Source organism: Ruegeria sp. P8 (genome assembly GCF_056534665.1).
This window is the reverse complement of record NZ_JBQERC010000005.1, coordinates 41,191-62,911: the sequence shown is the minus strand read 5'-3', so window position 1 is coordinate 62,911 and position 21,721 is coordinate 41,191. Positions and strand designations below refer to the sequence as shown.

The window sequence follows — 21,721 nt, the reverse complement described above, 5'->3', positions numbered from 1 at the left end:
CTGTCCTGACTTGTACTAACAATCAGGTAAATATCCGAGAAAAGCGCGATCATCTCGGACAAAACCATGCAAATGTGAAAGTACGGAGTATGACTGACACCTTCTATCGCGATTTCGAGGCACGATTTCGTGGCGATCCTTCTCTTATTCGAGAGCGTTTGCGAGTATACCAACCCTTCCTGTCGCCACTTGCCGCTCAGAAAGGGGACGCACAGGCGCTTGATCTGGGATGCGGTCGAGGTGAATGGCTGGAAATTCTGGAAGAGGCTGGCCTGAGTGCACGTGGCGTCGATATCGACAAAGGGATGCTTGATATCGCTCACCAAAAAGGTCTGGCGGTTGAACAGATGGAGGCTCTGCCGGCGTTGAAAGCGCTGCCAGACAACGCGCTTGCCCTAGTGTCCGCATTTCATTTGATCGAGCATCTGCCTTTTGACGATATTCGCGAACTGGTAACAGAGGCGCACCGTGTTTTGCGCCCTGGTGGGCTTTTGATTTTGGAAACACCCAATCCGGAAAATCCACTTGTTAGCTTGGTCAATTTTCATCTTGACCCTACGCACTTGCGACCGCTGCCTCCGGGGTTAACCAGTTTTCTCACCGAGCATGTCGGGTTCGAGCGCAACGTGATTCTTCGTTTGCAGGGCAGTGAGCCAAGAGAGGAAACAGCTGCTCATTTGATCAGTCTTTTCACAGATGTTTCGCTTGATTATGCAGTGGTAGCACAGGTTGATGGACCAGAGATCGGTGCTCTGGATGAGGCGTTTTCGCTTCGAATTGGGATGGACCTGATCCAAGGTGTCTACCGGTTTGACAGAGCATTATCAGAGATTCACCGGGCGCTGGGCAACGTTCCACCTCTCGCCACGGAAGTGTCGAGCCTTCGCGGTGATATCATGCAACTGCAAAGAGCGCACACAATGACCCAAGTTCAACCCAAGCGCGGAGCGCTTGAAAAAAAGCTGTTCCGCACAACGAACGGGCGTCCAGTCCGGACATTGCGGAGGCTGCTCTTCCACGCGAACGGTAAGCCGCGCGGGATATTTCGTAGGTGGGTATTGAATCACGACGGATCTCCACGGCACCAATTCCAGCAATGGATGGCCAGCCCGGAATATCTGGCGCTACACTGGCCGACGAGCCAACGCTTGAACGCAGCACCTAAGTCCTCAGAAGACGATGGCAACGGGGAATCTTTCCTTTCAGGGGGGGCTGAAATCTCGACAACAAAATGGGCTTCACCCGAACCCTTCGTGCAAAACTCGGAACTCGTCATGTCGCGCGGTGCCGAAGGAGGGCACTGGATAACGCACCGAAATGATTCCGTGATTGGCGGGTCTCTTCGTCAGACTGGCCAGTTCCAGGAGCACGCCATTGATGATGTAATGCAGATTCTTGCCCAAAATGGGCATGAAATCGCGACGTCATGTTTCGTGGATATCGGAGCGAATATCGGCTCCCATTCGATCCATGCGGCACGGCGTGGTTTTGACCGCGTTATCGCTTTTGAACCAGACCCGCAAAACTTTCGACTTTTGCGCGCTAACACTTTCCTGCATGACGTAGATCACAAGGTGTCCTGCCACCAAATGGCAGTATCGGACAGAAACGGCACGATGCAGATGGAGCTCTCGCCTTCCAATTTCGGAGACCATCGCCTTCGCGTCTCAGGCGACATCGCGAGTAATCTACATGATGAGGGCAATTGGATCCTTCAGGATGTGCCGGTTCGGACCTTTGACAGTTTAGTCGAGGATGGCCTGCTGCCGGAAGACGGGCCCGATTTGATTTGGATCGATACGCAAGGGCATGAAGGTCACGTGCTGGCCTGTGCAAAAAGAATGGCCACAATGCGTTGCCCGGTTGTGCTTGAGTTTTGGCCCTATGGTCTTGAGCGTTCCGGGGGTTACAAAATGTTACGCGACGCAATCGCATCACGCGACGATATCCAGGTCATTGATCTTGGCACATCTAACCCGAATAGCCTAAACCAGCTGTCTCTTGATGCGCTTGATCAGATGTACGAGGCATTGCGGCAAGGCGAGTCCAAGGCCGGTTCTCCGCATACTGATCTTTTGCTGATGCCAAATCTTACAGGCTCTTGATACCATTGTTACAATTCAACTACGGAAACCTATCGTGAAACTGCGTCGGGTCTTATCGCGCTTCTTGCATTCTTCCGAAACGCTGCCTTTGTCTGCGCCGGCCCCGCAGATGACTGCAGCTCATCTCGCTGAAATTGCGGAGCGCCAGGAACGGTTACTGCTGGCCACTGGGCAGGTTGCTGCCCGGCAGGTTCAGGCGATGGAAAGGCTTGAATGTATCGCCGACGCAGAATTCCGCATCCATTCTCAATTCGGGGAAGATGGCATTATCGAATGGTTGGTCTCGCAACTGCCAAGCATACCACGCGTCTTTGTTGAGTTTGGAGTTGAAAACTATACCGAAGCGAATACGCGCTTTTTGGTGCGCCACAGGGGGTGGCGCGGTCTGATCATGGATGGGTCAGCCGCGAATATTGCGTATGTTCGGGCAGATCCAATCCACGTCTTCAATGACATAACGCCCGTTGAAGCCTTTATTACTGCGGAAAATATCGACACTCTGCTGATCGAGCACGATCTGTCGGGCGAAATTGGCATTCTTAGTGTCGATATTGACGGCAACGACTATTGGGTGCTGGATGCGATTAGCTCCGTATCTCCGGCGATACTGATTGTTGAATACAACGCGATCTTTGGTGATTTGCATAATCTGACTGTCCCTTACGATCCGGGCTTCGAACGTTTCTCGGCACATTATTCAGGCCAGTATTATGGTGCATCTCTGGGTGCGTTCAAAATGCTGGCCGCTGCGAAAGGGTATCAATTTGTCGGAACAAACTCGGCCGGCGTGAACGCATTTTTTGTACGTGATGACCTCGCCTCACATATCACATCAAAACTTGATACATTTCGCGCATGGCCATCCCGGCACCGGGACTCGCGGGATGAGAATATGGCAATGTCCTTTTTTCGCGGGCTCGATCGTGCAGAACTTATTTTGGATAAGCCTGTTATCGATCTGTCGTCGGGCAAGACGCTGACCCTCCGAGACCTGGGCCCGCTTTACAGTGATCACTGGATAAGCGAAATGTAGAGACCTTAGCCAACCCTGGAACTGCTGACCTTAATTCAGATAGCTGGATCGCGTTACCTAGAAGTGTATTCCATGACAATTCATTAGGTAGATTTCAGTGTATTTAACTGTCTGGAGTCGGTCTTCGGAATCACGGCTTTCGGCGGTCGCGGTTTTGCTCAGCTCCGAAATGCTGCTAAAGGCGGCACGATGCCCGGAAACTTGTTTACTGGATAAGTTAAATCTTTGTCTTCAAGTGTGTAGGGGCCGGGACGTCCACAGGAGCTCACTCTTGTTTTCGTCGCAGCCCTCTGGCCTTTGGGTGCGCCTGTTTGCGTGTAGCCAGCCTTTGCCTGCATGTTCTGATAATCGAATCATGTTTCAAAATCCACATACTTTTGTGAAAGCGTGGATATTTGGGTTTTTTTGTTTGAGTTTTTGTTGATTTTTAGGATTATTGTGGGATGTGTTGAGATGAGATCGAGACGAGACCGACAAATGGTCGTTCCTGATTTGCAACCGCTCCGGGATCGCAATCATCGTTAAACAGGATAGAAACAAATGCTGAATCCAAAGACGTCACAGACCGATGAAAGCACCGACCTGCTGTCTCATGCGGTAAAGATAGCTGACTTGGCCAGCGAAGCAGCGCGGGGGTATTTTCGTGGCGCGCTGGGGGTTGAGTTCAAGTCGGATGAAAGCCCGGTGACACAGGCCGACAGGGGTGTTGAAGCGCAGGTTCGCGCCTATCTTGGACAGCATTTTCCCGATCACGGCATCTTTGGCGAAGAACATGGGTTCGAGGGTCAGGATTGTCGCGAGGTTTGGATCATCGACCCGATCGATGGAACCCGGTCATTCCTGTCCGGGCATCCGCTGTTTGGATTTCTGTTGGGGCATCTGGTTGACGGAAAACCGGATATCGGTGTGATCGGCATGCCGGCGATAAATGAAATTTTCACCGGCGTTGTTGGCCGGGGCGCCACGTTGAATGGCCGTGAGATCACGACTTCGGCCCAAACGCGGCTGGATCAGTCCATTCTTTTTGTAAACGAAGGGGACAAGATCTATCGCGATCATCCGGCGTTATTCGACAGGCTGATGCAGTCTGGACAGACCAGACGGTTCGCCTATGATTGCTACCCCCATGCCCTGCTGGCGGCGGGCCATGTGGATGCTGTGATCGACTATGACCTTCAGCCCTATGACTACCTGCCAGTGATGGCCGTGGTTGAAGCTGCGGGTGGGGTGATGACAGATTGGGAGGGTCGGCCGCTTGACCTGAACTCTGACGGCCGGGTGATTTCAGCGGCAACACCCGAACTACACGGGGAAATGCTGGATTTGGTGAACGGGTAGGATCATGGCGATTGTAAGCTTTCTCATCAGCCTGGCCGGAGCCACGATGCTGCTGCTTTACGCAGTGCGGATGGTCCGCACAGGGATCGAGCGCAGCTATGGGGCTTCGTTCCAGCGCCTCATGACGGGCCAAAGCCATTACGCGCAGGCTTCAATGGTCGGCATTGTAATGGCGGTGGTTCTGCAAAGCTCGGCAGCGGTTGCCCTTTTGACATCGGGTTTTGCTGCTGGGGGGTTCCTGACCTTTCCCACCGGTCTTGCAATCGTGCTGGGCGCTGATCTCGGTTCGGCGCTGATCATTCAGGTTTTGTCGTTCCAGCTGGGTTGGCTGATACCGTTGCTTCTGGCGGTTGGTGGGTATCTGTTTGTCAAGACCGAGGCCAAGAAGCCCCGGCAATTGGGGCGCATCCTGATGGGGATTGCGTTCATCCTGATCTCATTGCGCTTTTTGCGCGAAGCCATGGACCCGATCCGGGACAGTGCTTTTTTGCCTGCCGTCGCCGAGTATTTGGCGCGCGACTATATTACAGCGTTTCTGGTCGGCGGCGCGCTGGCCTTTGTTATGCATTCCTCGGTCGCGGCGATCCTGATGTGTGTGACGCTGGTCCAGATCGGCGCAATCCCATTTGCTGCCGGGCTGTCGCTGGTATTGGGGGCCAATTTCGGTTCAGCTTTCATACCTGTTTGGCTGAGCAGGGGGATGGAAATGCCTGCCAGGCGCATACCCTTTGCCAACCTGGCCTTGCGCGGCAGCTGGGCGATTGTCACCCTTTTCGCAGCGACTGCGGCACTGCGTGCCGGTGTTCTGGGGGATTTGCAGGGCGGTCAGATGCTGGTCAATGCGCATCTGGCATTCAATGCTTCGTTGCTGTTGCTGGCACTGCCGTTCTGCGGGCGTTTGCGCGCGCCGTTCGAGCAGTTTTTTCCGGACCCGAAATCTGCGAACGCGCTGGCCCAGGCTGGTCGCCCGGCCAGCGCGCTGGATGTGCGCACCGCCGGCAGCCCGTCTCAGGCGCTGTCCAGCCTCAAGCGTGAACTGCTGCGGATGAGCGATCTGGTCGAGTCGATGTTCCGCCCGTCACTGGAATTGTACCGCAGCGGCGACAAGGACCAGATACGCGCCGTAAGGGACATGGACGAAGATGTGAACGACTGCCTGTCGGGTATTCGAAAATTCGTGGCCGCCATTCCCGAGGAGACATTCGGAAAGCAGAACGCAAAAGTGGCGCGCGACCTGATGGAATACGCAATCCGCCTGGAAACTGCGGGCGACGTTGTTGCCAAGCGGCTGACTGTTCTGGCGGGCGACATGCGGAAGAAAGGCGCTTCATTTTCGAAAGAGGGCTGGTCGGAACTGGTTGAGATGCACGAAGGCATCCTGGCCAACCTCAAACTGGCCTCAAACGTTCTGATCTCGGATGATCTGGAAAGCGCCCGTCTGCTGAGCCTTGAGAAAACCGAAATCAAACGGGCCGAGCGTGACAGCCGCAAACGCCACCTCAAACGCTTGCAGCACGGCAGTACGGAAAGCTTTGAGACCAGCGATATCCACCTGGAAACCCTGCGCGCGTTCCGTGAATTTAACAGCCACATCGCCGCAGTGGCCTATCCGATCCTGTATCGGAACGGGCAATTGCTGGAAACCCGCCTGATCGAAGAAATGCCGCACAAGGAACAGGACGAGGATACGGAGGTCTAGGTCCAACAGCACCGGCAGAGATCGGTTTCGTACGGATACGGTCTGTTACAGATTGTAACCGCTCGGGCTGGTTTTTGCCGCTTTTGCGTATGGCCACGCTGGACGCGAGATTAGAATAGAGTAGCGTGTCGGCAATTGGTTCCGGGGGCTGTCCGTGTTGCGTTTCTTAATCTTCATTCTGTGCCCGGTCTTGCTGGCGGCATGTGTTGATCGTACCGTATCCGAAACGCTTCCATCCGCCTTGGAAATCGGAACTCCCGAAACGGTTTTTGCGGCCACGACACGTGCACGCGAACCCGATGGCGCGTATGGATTCCGCCGCGCAGAACGCCTGCAGTTTCTGGAAACCACCGTTTCGATACCACCGGGACGTTCACCGGGAAGCCTTAAATTCTCATACGCAAACCCTGACCCGAGAAAGCAGTTCGTGCTGGCAGAGATAAATCAGCTAAGCGGGCCGCAACAGTTGAAGGACAGGCTGAGTGGGGCCGACGAAGTCACGATTTTTGTGCATGGCTATAACTCCACTCAGACAGAGACATTGTTCAGGGCTGCTCAGCTGTCACATGATATCGGTATTCCCGGTCAAATCCTTGTCTATTCATGGCCCAGCCGCGCGACAGGCTATGGTTATGCCTATGATCTGGACAGCATGTTGTTTGCCCGTGATGGGCTGGAAGAAACCATTCGTCTTCTCAAGTCGATGGGGGTCAGGCGGGTGGCCCTTGTGGCGCATTCAATGGGCGGCGCGCTGGCTATGGAGATGATACGGCAAACCGAACTGAAGCAGCCGGGCTGGGCAAAGCGAAATCTGGAAGGTGTTATTCTGATCTCTCCCGATCTGGACGTGGATGTTTTTCGGTCGCAGATGAACAGTATCGACAATCCTCCTGATCCTTTTGTCGTGATGGTGTCCAAGAAAGATAAGATCCTGAACATTTCAGGTCGGCTGAGGGGAACCGCCGATGGTGAAAGGCTGGGCAATATCGGATCGGCCGAGAAACTGTCCGAATATCCGATTGAAATCGTGGATACGACTGCCTTCAACAGCGATGCGGAATCTTCCCATTTTGTGGCCGCCACTTCTCCGGCTCTGTTGACTATCCTCCGCTCCGTGCGCCGGGTCAGCGAAACCTTTGGGCGCGATGACCGGCGCGGGATCGACATCCTCGTACCGCCAAGCCAGCGCAATCCAGTTGGCGCAACAGAAATCGTGCTGACTGAAACCGGCCAGGCCCAGGTGAGCAATCCGTGACGCGGGTTTCCCTGCACCGGTTTCTTGTGGACAACGCGACCTGGCTTGCGACCGGCGTTCTGCTGACATTTCTATCCAGTTTTGGGCAAACCTTTTTCATCTCGGTCTTTGCTGGTGAAATCCGCTCTGAATTTGGCCTCAGCCACGGCGCATGGGGCGGGCTGTACACGTTGGGCACGACCCTGTCTGCAATCGTGATGATCTGGGCCGGAGGGTTGACGGATATCTTCCGCGTACGGGTTTTGGGCCCAATGGTGCTGGCGGGGCTTGCATTGGCCGCCATTGCAATGGCGCTGAACACCTGGCTGCTGCTGTTGCCATTGGTGATCTTTCTGCTGCGGTTATTTGGGCAGGGGATGAGCACGCATCTTGCCGTGGTCGCAATGGCGCGCTGGTTCACGGTTACGCGGGGCAAAGCGCTTTCCATCGCGTCCACCGGCTATGCGCTTGGCGAGGCGTTGCTGCCGCTGATCTTTGTTGGTGCCATGGTCTATCTGGACTGGCGTTGGCTGTGGGTTGCCGCGGCGGGCATCACGGCGCTGGGTATTCCGATCCTGATGCGGCTGCTGCGCGAGGAGAGAACCCCGCAAAGCCTTGCCAACGCGTTTTCAGCATCGGGAATGCAGGGAAAACACTGGACCCGCCGGGACGCTCTGTTCCATCCTCTTTTCTGGTTCATGGTGCCATCAGTGCTTGGGCCATCCGCATTCATCACCGCATTTTTCTTCCATCAGGTTTATCTGGCTGATGTGAAGGGGTGGCAGCATATCCAACTGGTGGCTCTGTTCCCGATCTTTACCGGAGTATCTCTGTTTTCCATGTTTGTCGCAGGCTGGGCGCTGGATAAATGGGGAACCGCCCGGATCATGCCTTACTACCAGCTTCCGATCGCACTTGGGTTCGTCATTCTGGGCATGACAAACTCGATCAGCGGCGCAACCCTAGGGCTGGTCTTCCTGGCTTTGACCGTTGGGGCAAACAGCACATTGCCCAGCGCATTCTGGGCCGAATTCTACGGAAGCCGACATATCGGTGCGATCAAGGCGATGGCCGCGGCTGTCATGGTTCTTGGATCAGCCATAGGCCCCGGCCTGACTGGCGTCCTGATTGACCTTGGCATTTCGCTGAATACGCAGTTCATCTGGATTGGCGTATTCTTCGTGCTGGTATGCGTTCTGGTCCGAACCGGCATTTCCCGCGCCCGTCGGGATCTTTAGCGCATTCGCCTGAGATAGACGTAATAGGCGCCGTCGCCGCCATGGCTGATATGCGCGGGCGTGATCTGCATCACCGCCTGCGCCAACGGCGGTATGGACAGCCAGTGCGGCACCTGATTGCGCAGAACGCCGCGCGGGGTAGGGATCGGGCCGGGTTCGTCGCGGTCCTTGCCTTTGCCGGTTACCACCAGAACCAGTCGCTTACCTTGTGCCTGTGCGTTCAGGATAAAACGGATCAACGCAGGATGGGCCGTATCGACCCGCATACCGTGAAGGTCCAGCTTGCCTTCGGGCTTTAGCTTACCGCGCTTCATCCGGCCAAAAGCTTTGATATCCATCTGAACAGGCGCGGCGCGCAGCGCATCCGTCACCGATGGCTTCAGATCGTTTGGATTTGGTTTCGGCTGAAGGTTCTGACCAAGCTCAAACACCTCAAACCGGGGTTTTGGTGTTTTTCTGGGTCTGGGTTTCGGCAGGGTGGTCGGATGGACGCTCTGCGGACTGTCCGGATGCAGTCGCTCGGCCTGTTTGGTGACCTTGCGCCATAGCTCGATCTCATCGGTTGTCAGTTTGCGCCGGGTCATCAGAATTCATCCGGCAACAAGGCATAGGCGCGTTGAATGGGCAGCAACAGAACCATCCGACCCGGATCTTTCAGTTTGCCCGCAGCCTGCCCGGCCTCTTCACCGGTTCCGAAAAAGATGTCGGCCCGTTGCGCACCTTTGATCGCCGCGCCTGTGTCCTGCGCAATCATAAGCCGTCGCAACGGTTTTTCACCGTCCTTTTCCACCCAAACAGGTGCGCCCAATGGTGTATAGGCGGGGTCCGCCGCAATCGAGCGCATCGTCGTGATCGACCGGTTCATTGCCCCCAAAGGTCCAAATTCAGGAGCAACGCGTGAGACTTCGCGAAAGAAAACGTATGACGGGTTGTGAAGCAGCAACTCGGCACCGGCCTCGGGGTTCTTGCGCACCCAGGCGCGGATCATCTGGGCGCTGACCTCATGCGCACCCAGAACCCCACGTCGCACCAGTTCAACACCGATCGACCGATAGGGGTGACCATTCGCGCCACCATATCCAACCCGCAGCGCACCGCCATCCGACAATCGAATACGGCCCGAGCCCTGAATTTGCAGAAAGAACAGCTCGACAGGGTCGTCGACCCAGGCGATCTCTAGCCCGCGGCCCTGCATCACATCACCGGTCAGGATGTCACGACGGCTCAGCCATGGTCCTTCGGCACGGGCTTCGGGCGGCATCTTGTAGATCGGGTATTTGAAACGGTCTGTCCGGGTGCGCGCGCCGTCAAGCTCGGGTTCAAAATAGCCGGTAAACAGGCCCTCTTTGTCATCCTCGACCAGAACAGGGCGGAAGAATAACTCGAAAAAGGCGCGGGCGGCATCCGGTTCATATGTTCTGGCCACACCACACAAGGCGCGCCAATCCGGGTCATCCAGATCACCGCACGTGTTCAGAAATACGGAAAGGGCCGCGCCGTGGTCGTCCTCGGCCCAGCCCTGCAGATCGTCAAACGACAGTATGGATCGCGTTGCCTCGGCTTCGGCAGCGCTGGCGATGGTCATTGCACCCACCAGTAAAAGCGACCGAAGCGTTGCAATCATGCGTCCGTGGCGACAAGCAGCCAGTTTGGATCGTCCTTGCCCATGACGCGGGCAAAGGTCCAGCTGTCCTTCTGGCGCTTCACAGTATTCGGGTTGCCTTCGACGATATCGCCTCCGCGATCCCTAACGACCGAGGTCAGCTCCCCCACGAACTTCATCGTGATTTCGGCCTGGTTCGTATCCTTGTCGAATTTCACATCCGTCAGGGTGGTTTCCCGCACACCGATGAATTCGGCCTCAATGGTCAGGCCCTGATCTTCGCGCGCTGCCACGACCGAAACGAAAGTCTCGAACACCTCTTCCGACAGGAAAGGCTGGATTTCATCCAGATTGCCCCTTTCAAACCCCATCACGATCATCTCATACGCACCGCGCGCACCCTGAACGAACTCACTGACCGAAAAACCGGGCTCGACCCGTTTCATCGCAGCCAGTGTTTGCGCCTGTTCGCTGTCTTCGGCGACATGGTCAGTAATGTCATGATCCGGGCCGCCATCGATCACCTCGAAACCGCGGCGCGATTTATGGGCTTCGGGCTGTTGCTGCACAGGCGGTTTTTCAAAGCCTTCACGCGTGCCCAATACGCTTTTGAGGCGCAGGATCAGGAAAATGGCAATTCCGGCCAGGACCAGGAGCTGGATCATAGGGTTGTCGCTCATTTCATTCTCTTTTCAACGCCGCGACTTTGTATACACGGCCTCATGCCACTATGTAGGTGACAGTGAGTGGCAAGTCCACAGCCCGGCCTAAGGGAAAGGATAACGCAAATGTATCTGTTCTTGGCATTTTTGTTGGTGCCCATAATCGAAATCGCGCTGTTTATTCAGATTGGTGGTTTGATTGGGTTGTGGCCGACACTTGCCATCGTAGTGCTGACCGCGGTTCTGGGCACGGTTTTGGTGCGGACACAAGGTCGCATGGCGCTTGGACAGCTGCAACGGTCCTTTGCCGAACTGGACGATCCGACCGAACCGCTGGCCCATGGGGCAATGATCCTGTTGTCGGGTGCTTTGTTGCTGACACCGGGCTTTTTCACTGATGCCGTTGGTTTTGCGTTGTTAGTTCCCGGTGTCCGCATCGCCGTGTTCCGCTATCTGAAATCCAAGGTTACCGTGACCCAGTTCCAGATGGGGCCGGGCCCCGGATATCAAACCCGGGGGAACCCGTTCGATCAGGGCGATATCATCGATGGGGAATTCACCGAAGTTCGGCCAAAAAAAGACCCCTCGAAGCCTTCGAAATGGGTGGAAGGCCCCCACCAGCATTGAGGTGCCGCGCCCAACTTGCTAAGCAGTGGCGAATTTCATTTTTGGAGTAGATCCATGGCCGAAGAAAACGCTGCAGAAAACACTGCGGCCCAAGCCGCCCCGCAGGTTCAGATGCGTGTTCTGGGGCAGTTCATCCGCGATATGTCCTTTGAAAACGTGATGGCGCAAAAAGGCGTTTCCGGAGACGTACAACCCGAAATCGCCGTTCAGGTGAACCTGGACGCCAAGAAGCGCGCGGCGGACCATCAGTTCGAAGTTTCGATCAAGCTGAACCTGACATCCAAAGCCAAAGGCATGGATGACATTCTGTTCCTGTGCGAACTGGACTATTGCGGCATGTTCCACGTGGAAGGTGTGCCAGAAGATCAGCTGCACCCGTTCCTGATGATCGAATGCCCGCGCATGTTGTTCCCGTTCCTGCGCCGCATCGTCAGCGACATCACCCGCGATGGCGGCTTCCCGCCGGTCAACCTGGACAATATCGATTTCGTTGCGCTCTATCGCAATGAATTGATGCGCCGTCAGGCCGAACAGGCCCAAAAAGCCGACGCGTAAGTTTTTACCCGCGCCTGTCCGGATCAGGCGCGGGTCCACAAGGCGTTCTCGCCCAGTTTTTTCACGAAAGCTTCATGTGCAGCGCGCTCATCCTCGGTGATCCGGGATGGCAATGGTGTGCTGCGCGGTGTGGCTCGCCAATCATCGCTGCCACCATCCACAGAAGATGCGGATGTCGACAGACCAAAATCAGGCTGCCGTCCACCGATCAATTCCAGGTAAACCTCGGCCAGAATTTCCGAGTCGAGCAACGCGCCGTGCAGCACACGGTTCGAGTTGTCGATATTGAAGCGACGGCACAGCGCATCCAGTGACGCTGGCGAACCGGGGAACCGTTTACGGGCAATTGCCAGTGTATCCAACGCCTGCTCCATCGGGATAAGCGGGGCACCCATCCATTTCAGCTCGGCATTCAGGAACTTCATGTCGAATGAGGCGTTGTGGATCACTAACCGCGCATCGCCAACAAATTCGCGAAACCCATGGCCAACCTTTGCAAAGACCGGCTTGTCTTTCAGCGTCACTTCGCCCTTTTCCGGCGGGCGCGGGGTGTCCAGCAGATCGGGACCAATACCATGCACGCCAAACGCCTCTTCCGGCATCGAGCGTTCGGGGTTGATATAGACGTGATAGGTTTCACCGGTGGCAACGTGGTTCCACAGCTCAACGGCGCCGATTTCCACGATCCGATCCCCGCTTTCGGGGTCAAACCCGGTGGTTTCGGTATCCAGTACAATCTCACGCATGTGCCATCCCCGCCCGTATCTGCCTGACCACATCCTGCACCTGCGCGCGGGCGTGGTCCAGAGTATCGGTCACGATCACAAAATCCGACCGCGCGCATTTTTCATCGTTCGGCATCTGCTTGGCGCGGATTTGCTCGAACTGCGCCTCGGTCATCGTGCCCCGTTCCATCACGCGCCGTTTTTGGTCTTCGGCCGGGATAGAAACACAGGCCACCGCATCCATTGCTGCATCACCGCCCGTTTCAAACAAAAGCGGAATATCGAACACCAGGATGTCGCTTGTAGCGCTTTCGCGAAATTCTGCGCGGTCAGCAGCGACCAGTGGATGCACAATCGCCTCAATCGTTTTCAACGTGGCCGGGTCATCCGCGATGATCCGTTTCAACGCGTCACGGCTAACCACCCCATCACGTATCGCATCGGGAAAGGCTGCCCGCATTGGTTCAACCGCTGCTCCACCAATGGCATACAGCCGATGCACCGCCGCATCCGCATCCCACAATGCGCACCCTTCTTCAACGAACATCTGCGCCGTGGTGCTTTTCCCCATACCGATTGAGCCTGTCAGGCCAAGCGCAAAACTCATGCCAGGGCCGCCGCGCGCGTATCCGCGTCTACTTCGGGGCGGACCCCAAACCATCGTTCAAACCCGGGAACGGCCTGATGCAGCAACATCCCAAGACCATCGACTGTGGTGCATCCGGCCTCCTCGGCAGTTTGCAGCAGGCGGGTTTTCAACGGGGCATAGACCAGGTCCGTTACCACGGCACCAGGCTGCAACCCATCCAGCGGCACGCGCAGCTCTGGCTGGCCCTGCATCCCCAGTGAGGTCGTATTGACCACCAGTTCGGCATTTTCGATGACATTCCCCGCCTGAACCCAATCGACCACGCGAATGCGTTGGCCGAACTCTTCCTTCAGATGATCCGCGCGGGCGCGGGTTCGGTTGGTCAGCAGGATTTCCGGCACCCCGGCATCAGACAAGGCCTGCAAAACGGCACGGGCAGCACCCCCGGCACCAAACACAACCGCCGGGCCATCTTTCGCATTCCAGTCAGGTGCGCCACTGCGCAGGTTTTCCATAAACCCGTACCCGTCGGTGTTATCTGCATGTATCGAACCATCAGTTCGGAACACCAGTGTATTTGCAGCACCAATCACGGTTGCACGGTCAGAAACATGATCTGCGATCTTCAACGCCGCTTCTTTGTGCGGAACGGTCACGTTGGCCCCGACAAAGCCCGCTTTGGGCAGGGTTCGCAGCACAGTCTCCAGATCAGCAGAGGCGACGTCCATCGGGATATAATGCCCGGCAAGCCCATAGGTCTTTAACCAATGCCCGTGCAGCTTAGGAGAGCGCGAATGCCCGATGGGATGCCCAATCACTCCGGCCAAAGGAACCCGATTGTCCGTCATTGCTCGATCATCCCTTTGACAGCCAGAAAATTGAGAAGCTCTAACAGGGGCATACCCAAAACGTTAAAATAGTCGCCGTCAATGGTGGCGAACAGGCGGACACCTTCTTCTTCCAGCTTGTAGGCTCCGACGGCATGGCGAATGCTGTCCCAGTTCCGCGCAACATAGTCTTTCAGATAGGCATCGGAACTGGCCCGCATCCGCAGACGCACTTGCCCTACATGCCTCCAGATCGGCTCACCGTCCTGATAGATCACAGCTGCGGACAAAAGCATGTGCCGCTTGCCGCGCATGGCTTTCAGTTGGGCCAGCGCCTGTTCCGGGGTTTCGGGCTTTGACAGCAGCTGCCCTTCGAAATCCAGCACCTGATCACACCCGATCACCATGGCGCCGGGGTTCTTGTCGCTGACCTTACGCGCTTTGATCTCAGCCAGCGTGTCGGCAATATCGCGTGGCGAAGCATTTTCCGCCAGCAACGCCCTTTTGACCGCCTCTTCATCCACGCGCGCCGTTTGAACCGCAAACGGCACACCTGCGTTCCTGAGCAACTGCGCGCGAATAACGGATCCCGAAGCCAGAAGAATGGGGACAGACATGTGGAAAACCCCGTGTGCAAATCGATGAGAGTTCTGGGGTGTTTTGTATGGTTTTCCGGTTGACACGCAACCCCGGGAATTTTGTGGCAAAGATCCCCGAGTCGCTCAAATCTCATCCTGTTGGGACAAGGATAACTCCAACTCTTGGGATAACAGATCTATCCAGCGATACCCATCGGGTTATCCACAGATCAGATACGATAATACAATATTAACTTATTGATTTAGATAAAAATTTTCTTATATCAACAGAATCACTGGCGATCTCAGATATTCTGTCCCCCTTGGGGAAAACGCTAGGGTAAGAAAGTAATCCACGGATTTTTGGCACCCTACAAAACCATCATCCTTTTTCTTTTCTTATTTTTTTATTAGGGAGAGTTCCGAACAACGTTCGGAGCCGGTATGACAGACCTTCTTTTCACGATTTACCCGTGGGTGAAGTCATTACATATCATGGCCGTGATCTCATGGATGGCGGGCTTGTTCTATTTACCCAGACTGTTTGTTTATCACGTCGAAAAAGCGCAGGCCGTAGAGGGCGCGCAAGACATCTTCTTTGAAATGGAAGACAAGCTGCTGCGGGTGATCATGCGCCCCGCGATGGTTGTAACCTGGGTATGCGGGCTGATCATGGTGTTCACACCGGGGATCGTCGGATGGGATTTTGCATGGCCCTGGGTCAAAGGTGCGGGCGTGATCGCGATGACCTGGTTCCACCATTGGCTTATGGCCCGAAGGAAGGATTTTCTGGCAGGCCAGAATAAGCTCACTGGGCGGCAGTATCGCATCATGAACGAGGTTCCGACCATTCTGATGGTTGCCATCGTTCTGGCGGTCATTCTGAAGTTCTGAACGCCTGTTTGACTCCGAACGGCGCTGCGCTTATGTAGATCACAACACGCCCGTCCGGGCGGCGTATTTTCCGTACTAAAATTCCACTTCAAGCCGCGTTCTCAGCGGTGAAGGTATGTATCATGTCCAATGAATCCCTGAATCTGGCCGACCTGAAAGCCAAAAGTCCCAAAGACCTTCTGGCCATGGCCGAAGAGCTGGAGATCGAAAACGCCTCGACCATGCGCAAGGGCGAAATGATGTTCCAGATTCTGCGCGAACGTGCCGATGATGGCTGGACCGTCGGCGGTGATGGCGTACTGGAAGTGCTACAGGACGGGTTCGGCTTTCTGCGCTCGCCCGAGGCGAACTATCTGCCGGGCCCTGATGATATCTATGTCTCGCCCGATATGATCCGTCTGCACTCGCTGCGGACCGGGGACACGGTCGAAGGCGAGATCAAGGCGCCGGACGAGAATGAGCGTTATTTCGCGCTAACCAAAGTCACCATGATCAACTTTGAAGATCCCGAAAAGGCCAAGCACAAGATCCTGTTCGACAACCTGACGCCTCTGTACCCGGATGAGCGTCTGAAGATGGAAATTGAAGATCCCACCATCAAGGATAAGTCGGCGCGCGTGATCGATCTGGTTGCGCCGATCGGTAAAGGTCAGCGTTCGCTGATCGTGGCACCGCCGCGGACCGGTAAAACCGTGATCCTGCAGAACATCGCGCATTCGATCGAACAGAACCACCCGGAGTGTTACCTGATCGTCCTGCTGATCGACGAACGCCCGGAAGAAGTGACCGACATGCAGCGCTCGGTTAAGGGTGAGGTTGTGTCGTCAACCTTTGATGAGCCCGCAACGCGTCACGTGGCCGTGTCGGAGATGGTCATTGAAAAGGCCAAACGTTTGGTCGAACATAAACGAGATGTTGTTATTCTTCTCGACTCGATCACAAGACTTGGTAGGGCGTTTAACACCGTTGTTCCGTCCTCGGGTAAAGTTCTGACCGGTGGTGTGGATGCGAATGCGTTGCAGCGGCCCAAGCGTTTCTTCGGTGCGGCCCGGAATATTGAAGAGGGCGGATCGCTGACCATTATCGCCACCGCGCTGATCGATACCGGCAGCCGGATGGACGAGGTGATCTTTGAAGAATTCAAAGGTACTGGAAACTCGGAAATCGTTCTGGACCGCAAGATTGCAGACAAACGCGTGTTCCCGGCGATCGACATCCTCAAATCCGGTACTCGGAAAGAGGACCTGCTGGTCGACAAGGGCGATCTGGCCAAGACCTTCGTTCTGCGCCGTATCCTCAACCCGATGGGCACCACCGACGCAATCGAGTTCTTGTTGTCGAAGTTGAAACAGACGAAGACAAACGGTGAGTTCTTCGATTCGATGAACACCTGACACAGGTCTTAGACCCCAGCGAGGCCTTCGAATGGATACGATATTCGCCTTGGCCAGCGCGCAAGGCAAAGCAGGGGTGGCGGTCATTCGCCTCTCTGGCCCCGAAGCGCATTCCGCAGCCGCATATCTGTGCGGCGCGGAACTGCCCAAGCGGGGAATGGTTTTGCGCACCCTGCGGGACCAGGATGGATCGCGACTGGATGATGGTCTGGTTCTGACCTTTCAGGCACCGGCAAGTTTCACCGGTGAAGACGTGGCAGAACTTCAGATCCACGGCAGCACGGCCTCGGTCAATGCGGTTCTGCGCTGTTTGTCGAACACCGATGGGCTGCGACTGGCGGACCCGGGTGAGTTTACACGCCGGGCCCTTGAAAATGGCAAGATGGATCTGACACAGGTCGAAGGCCTGGCAGATCTGATTGACGCGGAAACTGAGGCACAGCGTAAGCAGGCCCAAACCATTCTGGCCGGTGAGCTTGGCACGCTGGCCGAGCGCTGGCGGCGCGATTTGATCCGCGCGGCATCGTTGCTGGAAGCGGTCATAGATTTCGCTGATGAAGACGTCCCCACTGACGTCACGCCGGAAGTCCGTAGTTTGACAAGCGGAGTTCTGGCAGATCTTCGTCGAGAAGCTGATGGGGTGAAAATCGCCGAGCGTATTCGTACCGGATTTGAAGTGGCTATTGTCGGTCTTCCCAATGCAGGAAAATCAACCCTGCTGAATGCGCTTGCGGGGCGTGAGGCTGCGATTACTTCGGAATACGCAGGCACAACCCGGGACGTGATTGAGGTTCGAATGGATTTGGCAGGCTTGCCAGTGACATTGCTGGATACCGCCGGGTTGCGGAATACTGAAGATCACGTCGAAAATCTTGGGATCGAGCTGGCTCGAAAACGGGCAGATGCGGCGGACCTGCGCGTTTTCCTGGCTGAAGCACCGGAAGATCTGGGTGTGGCCATGCAGGATGGCGATATCCACGTTCTACCCAAAGCGGACTTGCGAGAGGGCGCTGCTGAAGGTGTTTCAGGAAAGACAGGACAGGGAATTGACGCGCTTGTAGACCAGATTTCGTGGGTCTTGAGTGATAGAACCACTACACATGGTATTGCGACGCGTGAACGCCACCGCGCTGCGATGAATAAGGCATCGGATTCACTTGCTGCTGCGATCACGGTTCTGGAATCAGGCCCGGACCTGTATGATATCGCTGCGGAGGAGTTAAGAACCGCCATACGGGCACTTGAATCTCTGGTTGGCAGAATAGATGTCGAAACACTGTTGGATGAAATCTTCTCCAGCTTTTGTTTGGGAAAATAAGGATTGTTTCACGTGAAACATTCAAACTTTGATGTCATCGTGGTTGGGGCTGGTCATGCCGGTACGGAGGCTGCGCACGCCGCTGCCAGGATGGGTGCGAAAACCGCTTTGGTGACATTATCCGCGACCGATATCGGGGTCATGTCCTGCAACCCGGCCATCGGCGGGTTGGGGAAGGGACATCTGGTACGAGAGATTGACGCGCTAGATGGTGTAATGGGCCGTGTCGCTGACCAGGCTGGTATTCAGTTTCGACTGTTAAACCGGCGAAAAGGTCCGGCTGTTCAGGGTCCCAGAACGCAGGCTGATCGCGCCTTGTACCGGGCGGCGATGCAAAACGAAATCAGCAATCAGGAAAACCTGTCCGTTATCGTTGGGGAGGTTGTAGACTTTCTGATGAACGGACACCGTGTCGCCGGTGTCGTGCTCGGAGATGGGTCGGAAATTCACGCCAAAGCCGTTGTTCTGACTTCCGGAACCTTTCTGCGCGGCGTCATCCATATCGGCGACGTGTCACAGGCTGGCGGACGGATGGGAGATCGCCCGTCCATAAAACTGGCCGAGAGGTTGGATAGCTATAACCTTCCGCTGGGACGCTTGAAAACCGGCACACCGCCGCGTCTGGATGGGCGCACGATCAACTGGTCGGGTTTGGAAAAACAAGACGGGGATGAGGACCCGACCTTGTTTTCTTTCCTGTCAACATCGGTTGTCGCGCCTCAGATTTCCTGTGGTATTACACACACCAATGCAAAGACGCATGAAATTATCGAAGCAAACCTCTCAAAATCGGCGATGTATGGTGGCCATATCGATGGCATAGGTCCAAGATACTGCCCTTCGATCGAAGACAAGATTGTCCGCTTTGCAGATAAGGACTCGCATCAGGTTTTTCTTGAACCCGAAGGCGTTAATGACCACACGATTTATCCCAACGGTATTTCAACGTCACTGCCTCAGGACGTGCAATTGGAATATGTTCGGTCGATCAAAGGGCTTGAAAAAGCGGATATTCTGCAACCGGGTTATGCGATTGAATATGATTATGTGGACCCACGTGTCTTAACTGCGTCCTTGTCACTACCCGACGTTCCGGGACTATATCTGGCAGGGCAGATCAACGGGACCACAGGATATGAGGAGGCAGCGGCACAAGGGATGGTTGCCGGTCTCAACGCGGCGCTGGACGTACAGGGCCGCGAACCGGTCTTTTTCACAAGATCAGACAGCTATATTGGCGTGATGATAGACGACCTGACGACTCGTGGTGTGGCAGAGCCTTATCGAATGTTTACCTCAAGGGCTGAATTCCGACTGTCTTTGCGCGCAGACAATGCCGATCAACGGTTGACGACGATTGGGTTGGAACTTGGCTGCGTCGGAGAGAAGCGTCAGACGCATTTTGAGATGAAAATGAGCCAGCTTGATGCGGCGAAATCCAAGCTGACCGCACGCACATACACACCCAAGGAAGTTCTTTCAGCCGGGATCAACGTCAACCAGGATGGAAACCGCCGAGATGGAATGGCGATTCTGGCATTTCCGGATACATCCTTCGAAGACTTGATCCCTCTGATACCTGATCTACAAGATGTAGACGTGGCGATCCGGCTTCAAATCGAACGCGACGCGCTTTACGCAAACTATATCGATCGGCAAAAGCGCGATGTCGAGGCCATGAAGCGGGATGAATCCTATGTTATCCCACGTGAGTTTGACTATTTTGGCTTGGACGGGCTGTCTTCTGAGATGAAGCAAAAACTGTCGCAGGCCAAGCCATCAAACATAGCGCAAGCAAGCCGTGTCGAAGGCGTTACTCCTGCTGCGCTGACCCTTGTCCTGGCGAAATTGCGCCGGGATCAACGAGCACGCCAGGCATGACGGTTGATTTTTTCAAGTTTGATGGCTTGGATGTTTCACGTGAAACATTCGAACGTCTGAAAATCTATGTCGATCTGGTGAACCGCTGGAACCCCAGGATAAATCTTGTTTCGCGCAATAGTCTGGAATTCATCTGGGACCGACATATTCTGGATTCTGTCCAAGTTTTTCGATGCGCTGAAACGTTTGAAACCTGGGTGGACCTTGGCAGTGGCGGCGGGTTCCCCGGAATGGTGTGCGCCATTATTGCTGCCGAGGAGGTTCCGGCCGCCAGTTTCTCTCTTGTGGAGAGCGACCAGAGAAAATCGGCTTTTCTTCGTAACGTCGCCCGTGAATGTGGCGTGTCGTGTAAAGTGATTTCCAAGCGGATCGAGGAGGTTGACCCCCTGGGCGCAAACATCGTTTCGGCGCGCGCGCTGGCGGATTTGCGTACATTGTTATCGTTTTGTGACAGGCATTTAGGTGAAAACGGGACCGCGCTGTTGCCCAAAGGTGCAAACTGGAAAAAAGAGCTGGAAGAGGCGCGTGGGGAATGGAATTTCGATGCTGAGGCCATTACAAGTTTAACTGAACCTCAGGCCGTTATCCTTAAGATCAAAGGAGTATCACGTGGTTGATCTGTCTCGACCGTCCGGACCCCGGATAATTGCGGTTGCCAATCAGAAGGGCGGAGTAGGGAAAACAACCACAGCGATCAACCTGGCGGCAGGACTGGCCGAAGCTGGTTGCAGGGTATTGGTGGTTGACCTCGATCCACAAGGGAACGCATCCACCGGATTAGGGGTCGAAGATCGGGATTGGACCACTTATGACCTCATTCTGGACGACGCGCCTTTGGAGGCAGTGGTTCAAGAGACGGAGATCGAGAACCTTTTGGTTGTCCCTGCAACGGTCGACCTGAGCTCGGCGGATATCGAGCTGATTTCCAACGAAAAACGCAGTTATCTTTTGCATGATGCGCTGCGTCAGACGGCGGTGGACGCGTTTGAGCTGGATTTCATCCTGATAGATTGCCCGCCGTCACTGAACCTCTTGACGGTAAACGCGATGGTTGCCGCCCATTCTGTCCTAGTACCGCTGCAAAGTGAGTTCTTTGCGCTGGAGGGTCTTTCGCAATTGATGCTGACAATTCGGGAGGTCCGGCAAACCGCGAATCCAGACCTGAGAATCGAAGGTGTTGTGTTAACTATGTATGACAACCGCAACAACTTGTCCCGCCAGGTCGAAAAGGATGCGCGTGACAATTTGGGCGAGATGGTTTTTAAAACAAAGATACCCAGGAATGTGCGGGTCAGCGAGGCGCCATCCTATGCGCTGCCGGTATTGCAGTATGACTCGGGATCACTTGGTGCGATGGCGTATCGGCATCTGGCCCGTGAGATCATGCATAAGAACAACAAGACCGCAGCATGAGCGGTGGA

At 55.3% G+C, this 21,721-nt stretch carries 21 protein-coding genes; 14 read left to right on the top strand and 7 right to left on the bottom strand.

Translation table 11 applies throughout. The features are described from left to right. Positions 1 to 89: 89 nt before the first annotated feature. The 6 genes from ACR0BZ_RS09100 to ACR0BZ_RS09075 all read left to right on the top strand — a co-directional run bounded on the left by ACR0BZ_RS09100 (position 90) and on the right by ACR0BZ_RS09075 (position 8,647). Entirely contained in the window at positions 90 to 2,105 is a 2,016-nt protein-coding gene (locus tag ACR0BZ_RS09100; protein ID WP_480920054.1) for an FkbM family methyltransferase, read from the top strand. 34 nt (positions 2,106 to 2,139) lie between these two features. Continuing rightward, the gene (locus ACR0BZ_RS09095) at positions 2,140 to 3,138 is read left to right on the top strand and encodes a hypothetical protein (protein ID WP_480482564.1); all 999 of its coding nucleotides are present in this window, start codon (positions 2,140 to 2,142) and stop codon (positions 3,136 to 3,138) included. Between the two features lie 540 nt (positions 3,139 to 3,678). Next, entirely contained in the window at positions 3,679 to 4,476 is a 798-nt protein-coding gene (locus ACR0BZ_RS09090) for an inositol monophosphatase family protein (RefSeq protein WP_480920053.1), read from the top strand. 4 nt (positions 4,477 to 4,480) lie between these two features. Next, positions 4,481 to 6,175, top strand: coding sequence for a Na/Pi cotransporter family protein (locus tag ACR0BZ_RS09085; RefSeq protein ID WP_480898707.1), 1,695 nt, complete (start codon positions 4,481 to 4,483; stop codon positions 6,173 to 6,175). 154 nt (positions 6,176 to 6,329) lie between these two features. Continuing rightward, positions 6,330 to 7,430, top strand: coding sequence for an alpha/beta hydrolase (locus ACR0BZ_RS09080; protein WP_480920052.1), 1,101 nt, complete (start codon positions 6,330 to 6,332; stop codon positions 7,428 to 7,430). Then, on the top strand, positions 7,427 to 8,647 hold the full coding sequence (locus tag ACR0BZ_RS09075) for an MFS transporter (RefSeq protein ID WP_480871281.1): 1,221 nt from the start codon (positions 7,427 to 7,429) through the stop codon (positions 8,645 to 8,647). Before ACR0BZ_RS09080 ends, ACR0BZ_RS09075 begins: the two co-directional genes overlap by 4 nt. Here ACR0BZ_RS09075 and ACR0BZ_RS09070 read toward each other — a convergent pair. From ACR0BZ_RS09070 to ACR0BZ_RS09060, 3 genes are read right to left on the bottom strand one after another with little or no spacing between them, the layout of a single operon-like run. After that, positions 8,644 to 9,231, bottom strand: coding sequence for a Smr/MutS family protein (locus tag ACR0BZ_RS09070; protein ID WP_480871282.1), 588 nt, complete (start codon positions 9,229 to 9,231; stop codon positions 8,644 to 8,646). The genes ACR0BZ_RS09075 and ACR0BZ_RS09070 overlap by 4 nt on opposite strands. Further along, positions 9,231 to 10,271 (bottom strand): murein transglycosylase A, encoded by a 1,041-nt coding sequence (mltA, locus tag ACR0BZ_RS09065; protein ID WP_480909913.1) that lies wholly within the window; start codon positions 10,269 to 10,271, stop codon positions 9,231 to 9,233. The genes ACR0BZ_RS09070 and mltA overlap by 1 nt, the downstream gene beginning before the upstream one ends. Further along, a complete protein-coding gene (locus ACR0BZ_RS09060) occupies positions 10,268 to 10,930 on the bottom strand; it encodes a Tim44/TimA family putative adaptor protein (protein ID WP_480482550.1) in 663 nt (220 codons plus the stop codon). Before ACR0BZ_RS09060 ends, mltA begins: the two co-directional genes overlap by 4 nt. A gap of 108 nt (positions 10,931 to 11,038) precedes the next feature. On the opposite strand from ACR0BZ_RS09060, the gene ACR0BZ_RS09055 reads away from it, so the two are divergent. Continuing rightward, positions 11,039 to 11,539 carry an FxsA family protein gene (locus ACR0BZ_RS09055; protein ID WP_209506871.1) on the top strand — a complete coding sequence of 167 codons (501 nt, stop codon included), beginning with the start codon at positions 11,039 to 11,041 and terminating at the stop codon, positions 11,537 to 11,539. 54 nt (positions 11,540 to 11,593) lie between these two features. Beyond that, positions 11,594 to 12,094, top strand: a complete 501-nt coding sequence (gene secB / locus ACR0BZ_RS09050) for a protein-export chaperone SecB (RefSeq protein WP_209506872.1) — start codon at positions 11,594 to 11,596, stop codon at positions 12,092 to 12,094. A gap of 23 nt (positions 12,095 to 12,117) precedes the next feature. Here the strand turns inward: secB and dnaQ are convergent, their stop codons facing one another. Genes dnaQ through ACR0BZ_RS09030 form a run of 4 tightly spaced genes read right to left on the bottom strand, consistent with a single transcriptional unit; the run spans position 12,118 to position 14,852 of the window. Next, positions 12,118 to 12,840, bottom strand: coding sequence for a DNA polymerase III subunit epsilon (gene dnaQ / locus ACR0BZ_RS09045; RefSeq protein WP_480920051.1), 723 nt, complete (start codon positions 12,838 to 12,840; stop codon positions 12,118 to 12,120). Beyond that, positions 12,833 to 13,426, bottom strand: a complete 594-nt coding sequence (gene coaE, locus ACR0BZ_RS09040; protein ID WP_209598998.1) for a dephospho-CoA kinase — start codon at positions 13,424 to 13,426, stop codon at positions 12,833 to 12,835. The genes dnaQ and coaE overlap by 8 nt, the downstream gene beginning before the upstream one ends. Further along, a complete protein-coding gene (locus ACR0BZ_RS09035) occupies positions 13,423 to 14,256 on the bottom strand; it encodes a shikimate dehydrogenase (RefSeq protein WP_267364724.1) in 834 nt (277 codons plus the stop codon). The genes coaE and ACR0BZ_RS09035 overlap by 4 nt, the downstream gene beginning before the upstream one ends. Beyond that, positions 14,253 to 14,852, bottom strand: a complete 600-nt coding sequence (locus ACR0BZ_RS09030) for a Maf family protein (RefSeq protein WP_480920050.1) — start codon at positions 14,850 to 14,852, stop codon at positions 14,253 to 14,255. The genes ACR0BZ_RS09035 and ACR0BZ_RS09030 overlap by 4 nt, the downstream gene beginning before the upstream one ends. 405 nt (positions 14,853 to 15,257) lie before the next feature. On the opposite strand from ACR0BZ_RS09030, the gene ACR0BZ_RS09025 reads away from it, so the two are divergent. From ACR0BZ_RS09025 to ACR0BZ_RS09000, 6 genes are all read left to right on the top strand, one after another. After that, a complete protein-coding gene (locus ACR0BZ_RS09025) occupies positions 15,258 to 15,707 on the top strand; it encodes a CopD family protein (RefSeq protein WP_480920049.1) in 450 nt (149 codons plus the stop codon). A 122-nt stretch (positions 15,708 to 15,829) separates the two neighbouring features. Beyond that, entirely contained in the window at positions 15,830 to 17,101 is a 1,272-nt protein-coding gene (rho, locus tag ACR0BZ_RS09020; RefSeq protein WP_267364726.1) for a transcription termination factor Rho, read from the top strand. A gap of 31 nt (positions 17,102 to 17,132) precedes the next feature. After that, the gene (mnmE, locus tag ACR0BZ_RS09015) at positions 17,133 to 18,419 is read left to right on the top strand and encodes a tRNA uridine-5-carboxymethylaminomethyl(34) synthesis GTPase MnmE (protein ID WP_480920048.1); all 1,287 of its coding nucleotides are present in this window, start codon (positions 17,133 to 17,135) and stop codon (positions 18,417 to 18,419) included. A gap of 12 nt (positions 18,420 to 18,431) precedes the next feature. Beyond that, positions 18,432 to 20,300, top strand: a complete 1,869-nt coding sequence (mnmG, locus tag ACR0BZ_RS09010) for a tRNA uridine-5-carboxymethylaminomethyl(34) synthesis enzyme MnmG (RefSeq protein WP_480920047.1) — start codon at positions 18,432 to 18,434, stop codon at positions 20,298 to 20,300. Beyond that, on the top strand, positions 20,297 to 20,917 hold the full coding sequence (rsmG, locus tag ACR0BZ_RS09005; RefSeq protein ID WP_480920046.1) for a 16S rRNA (guanine(527)-N(7))-methyltransferase RsmG: 621 nt from the start codon (positions 20,297 to 20,299) through the stop codon (positions 20,915 to 20,917). Before mnmG ends, rsmG begins: the two co-directional genes overlap by 4 nt. After that, complete coding sequence (locus ACR0BZ_RS09000) at positions 20,910 to 21,713, top strand: ParA family protein (protein WP_209506882.1); 804 nt, start codon at positions 20,910 to 20,912, stop codon at positions 21,711 to 21,713. The genes rsmG and ACR0BZ_RS09000 overlap by 8 nt, the downstream gene beginning before the upstream one ends. The last annotated feature ends 8 nt before the right edge of the window (positions 21,714 to 21,721 follow it).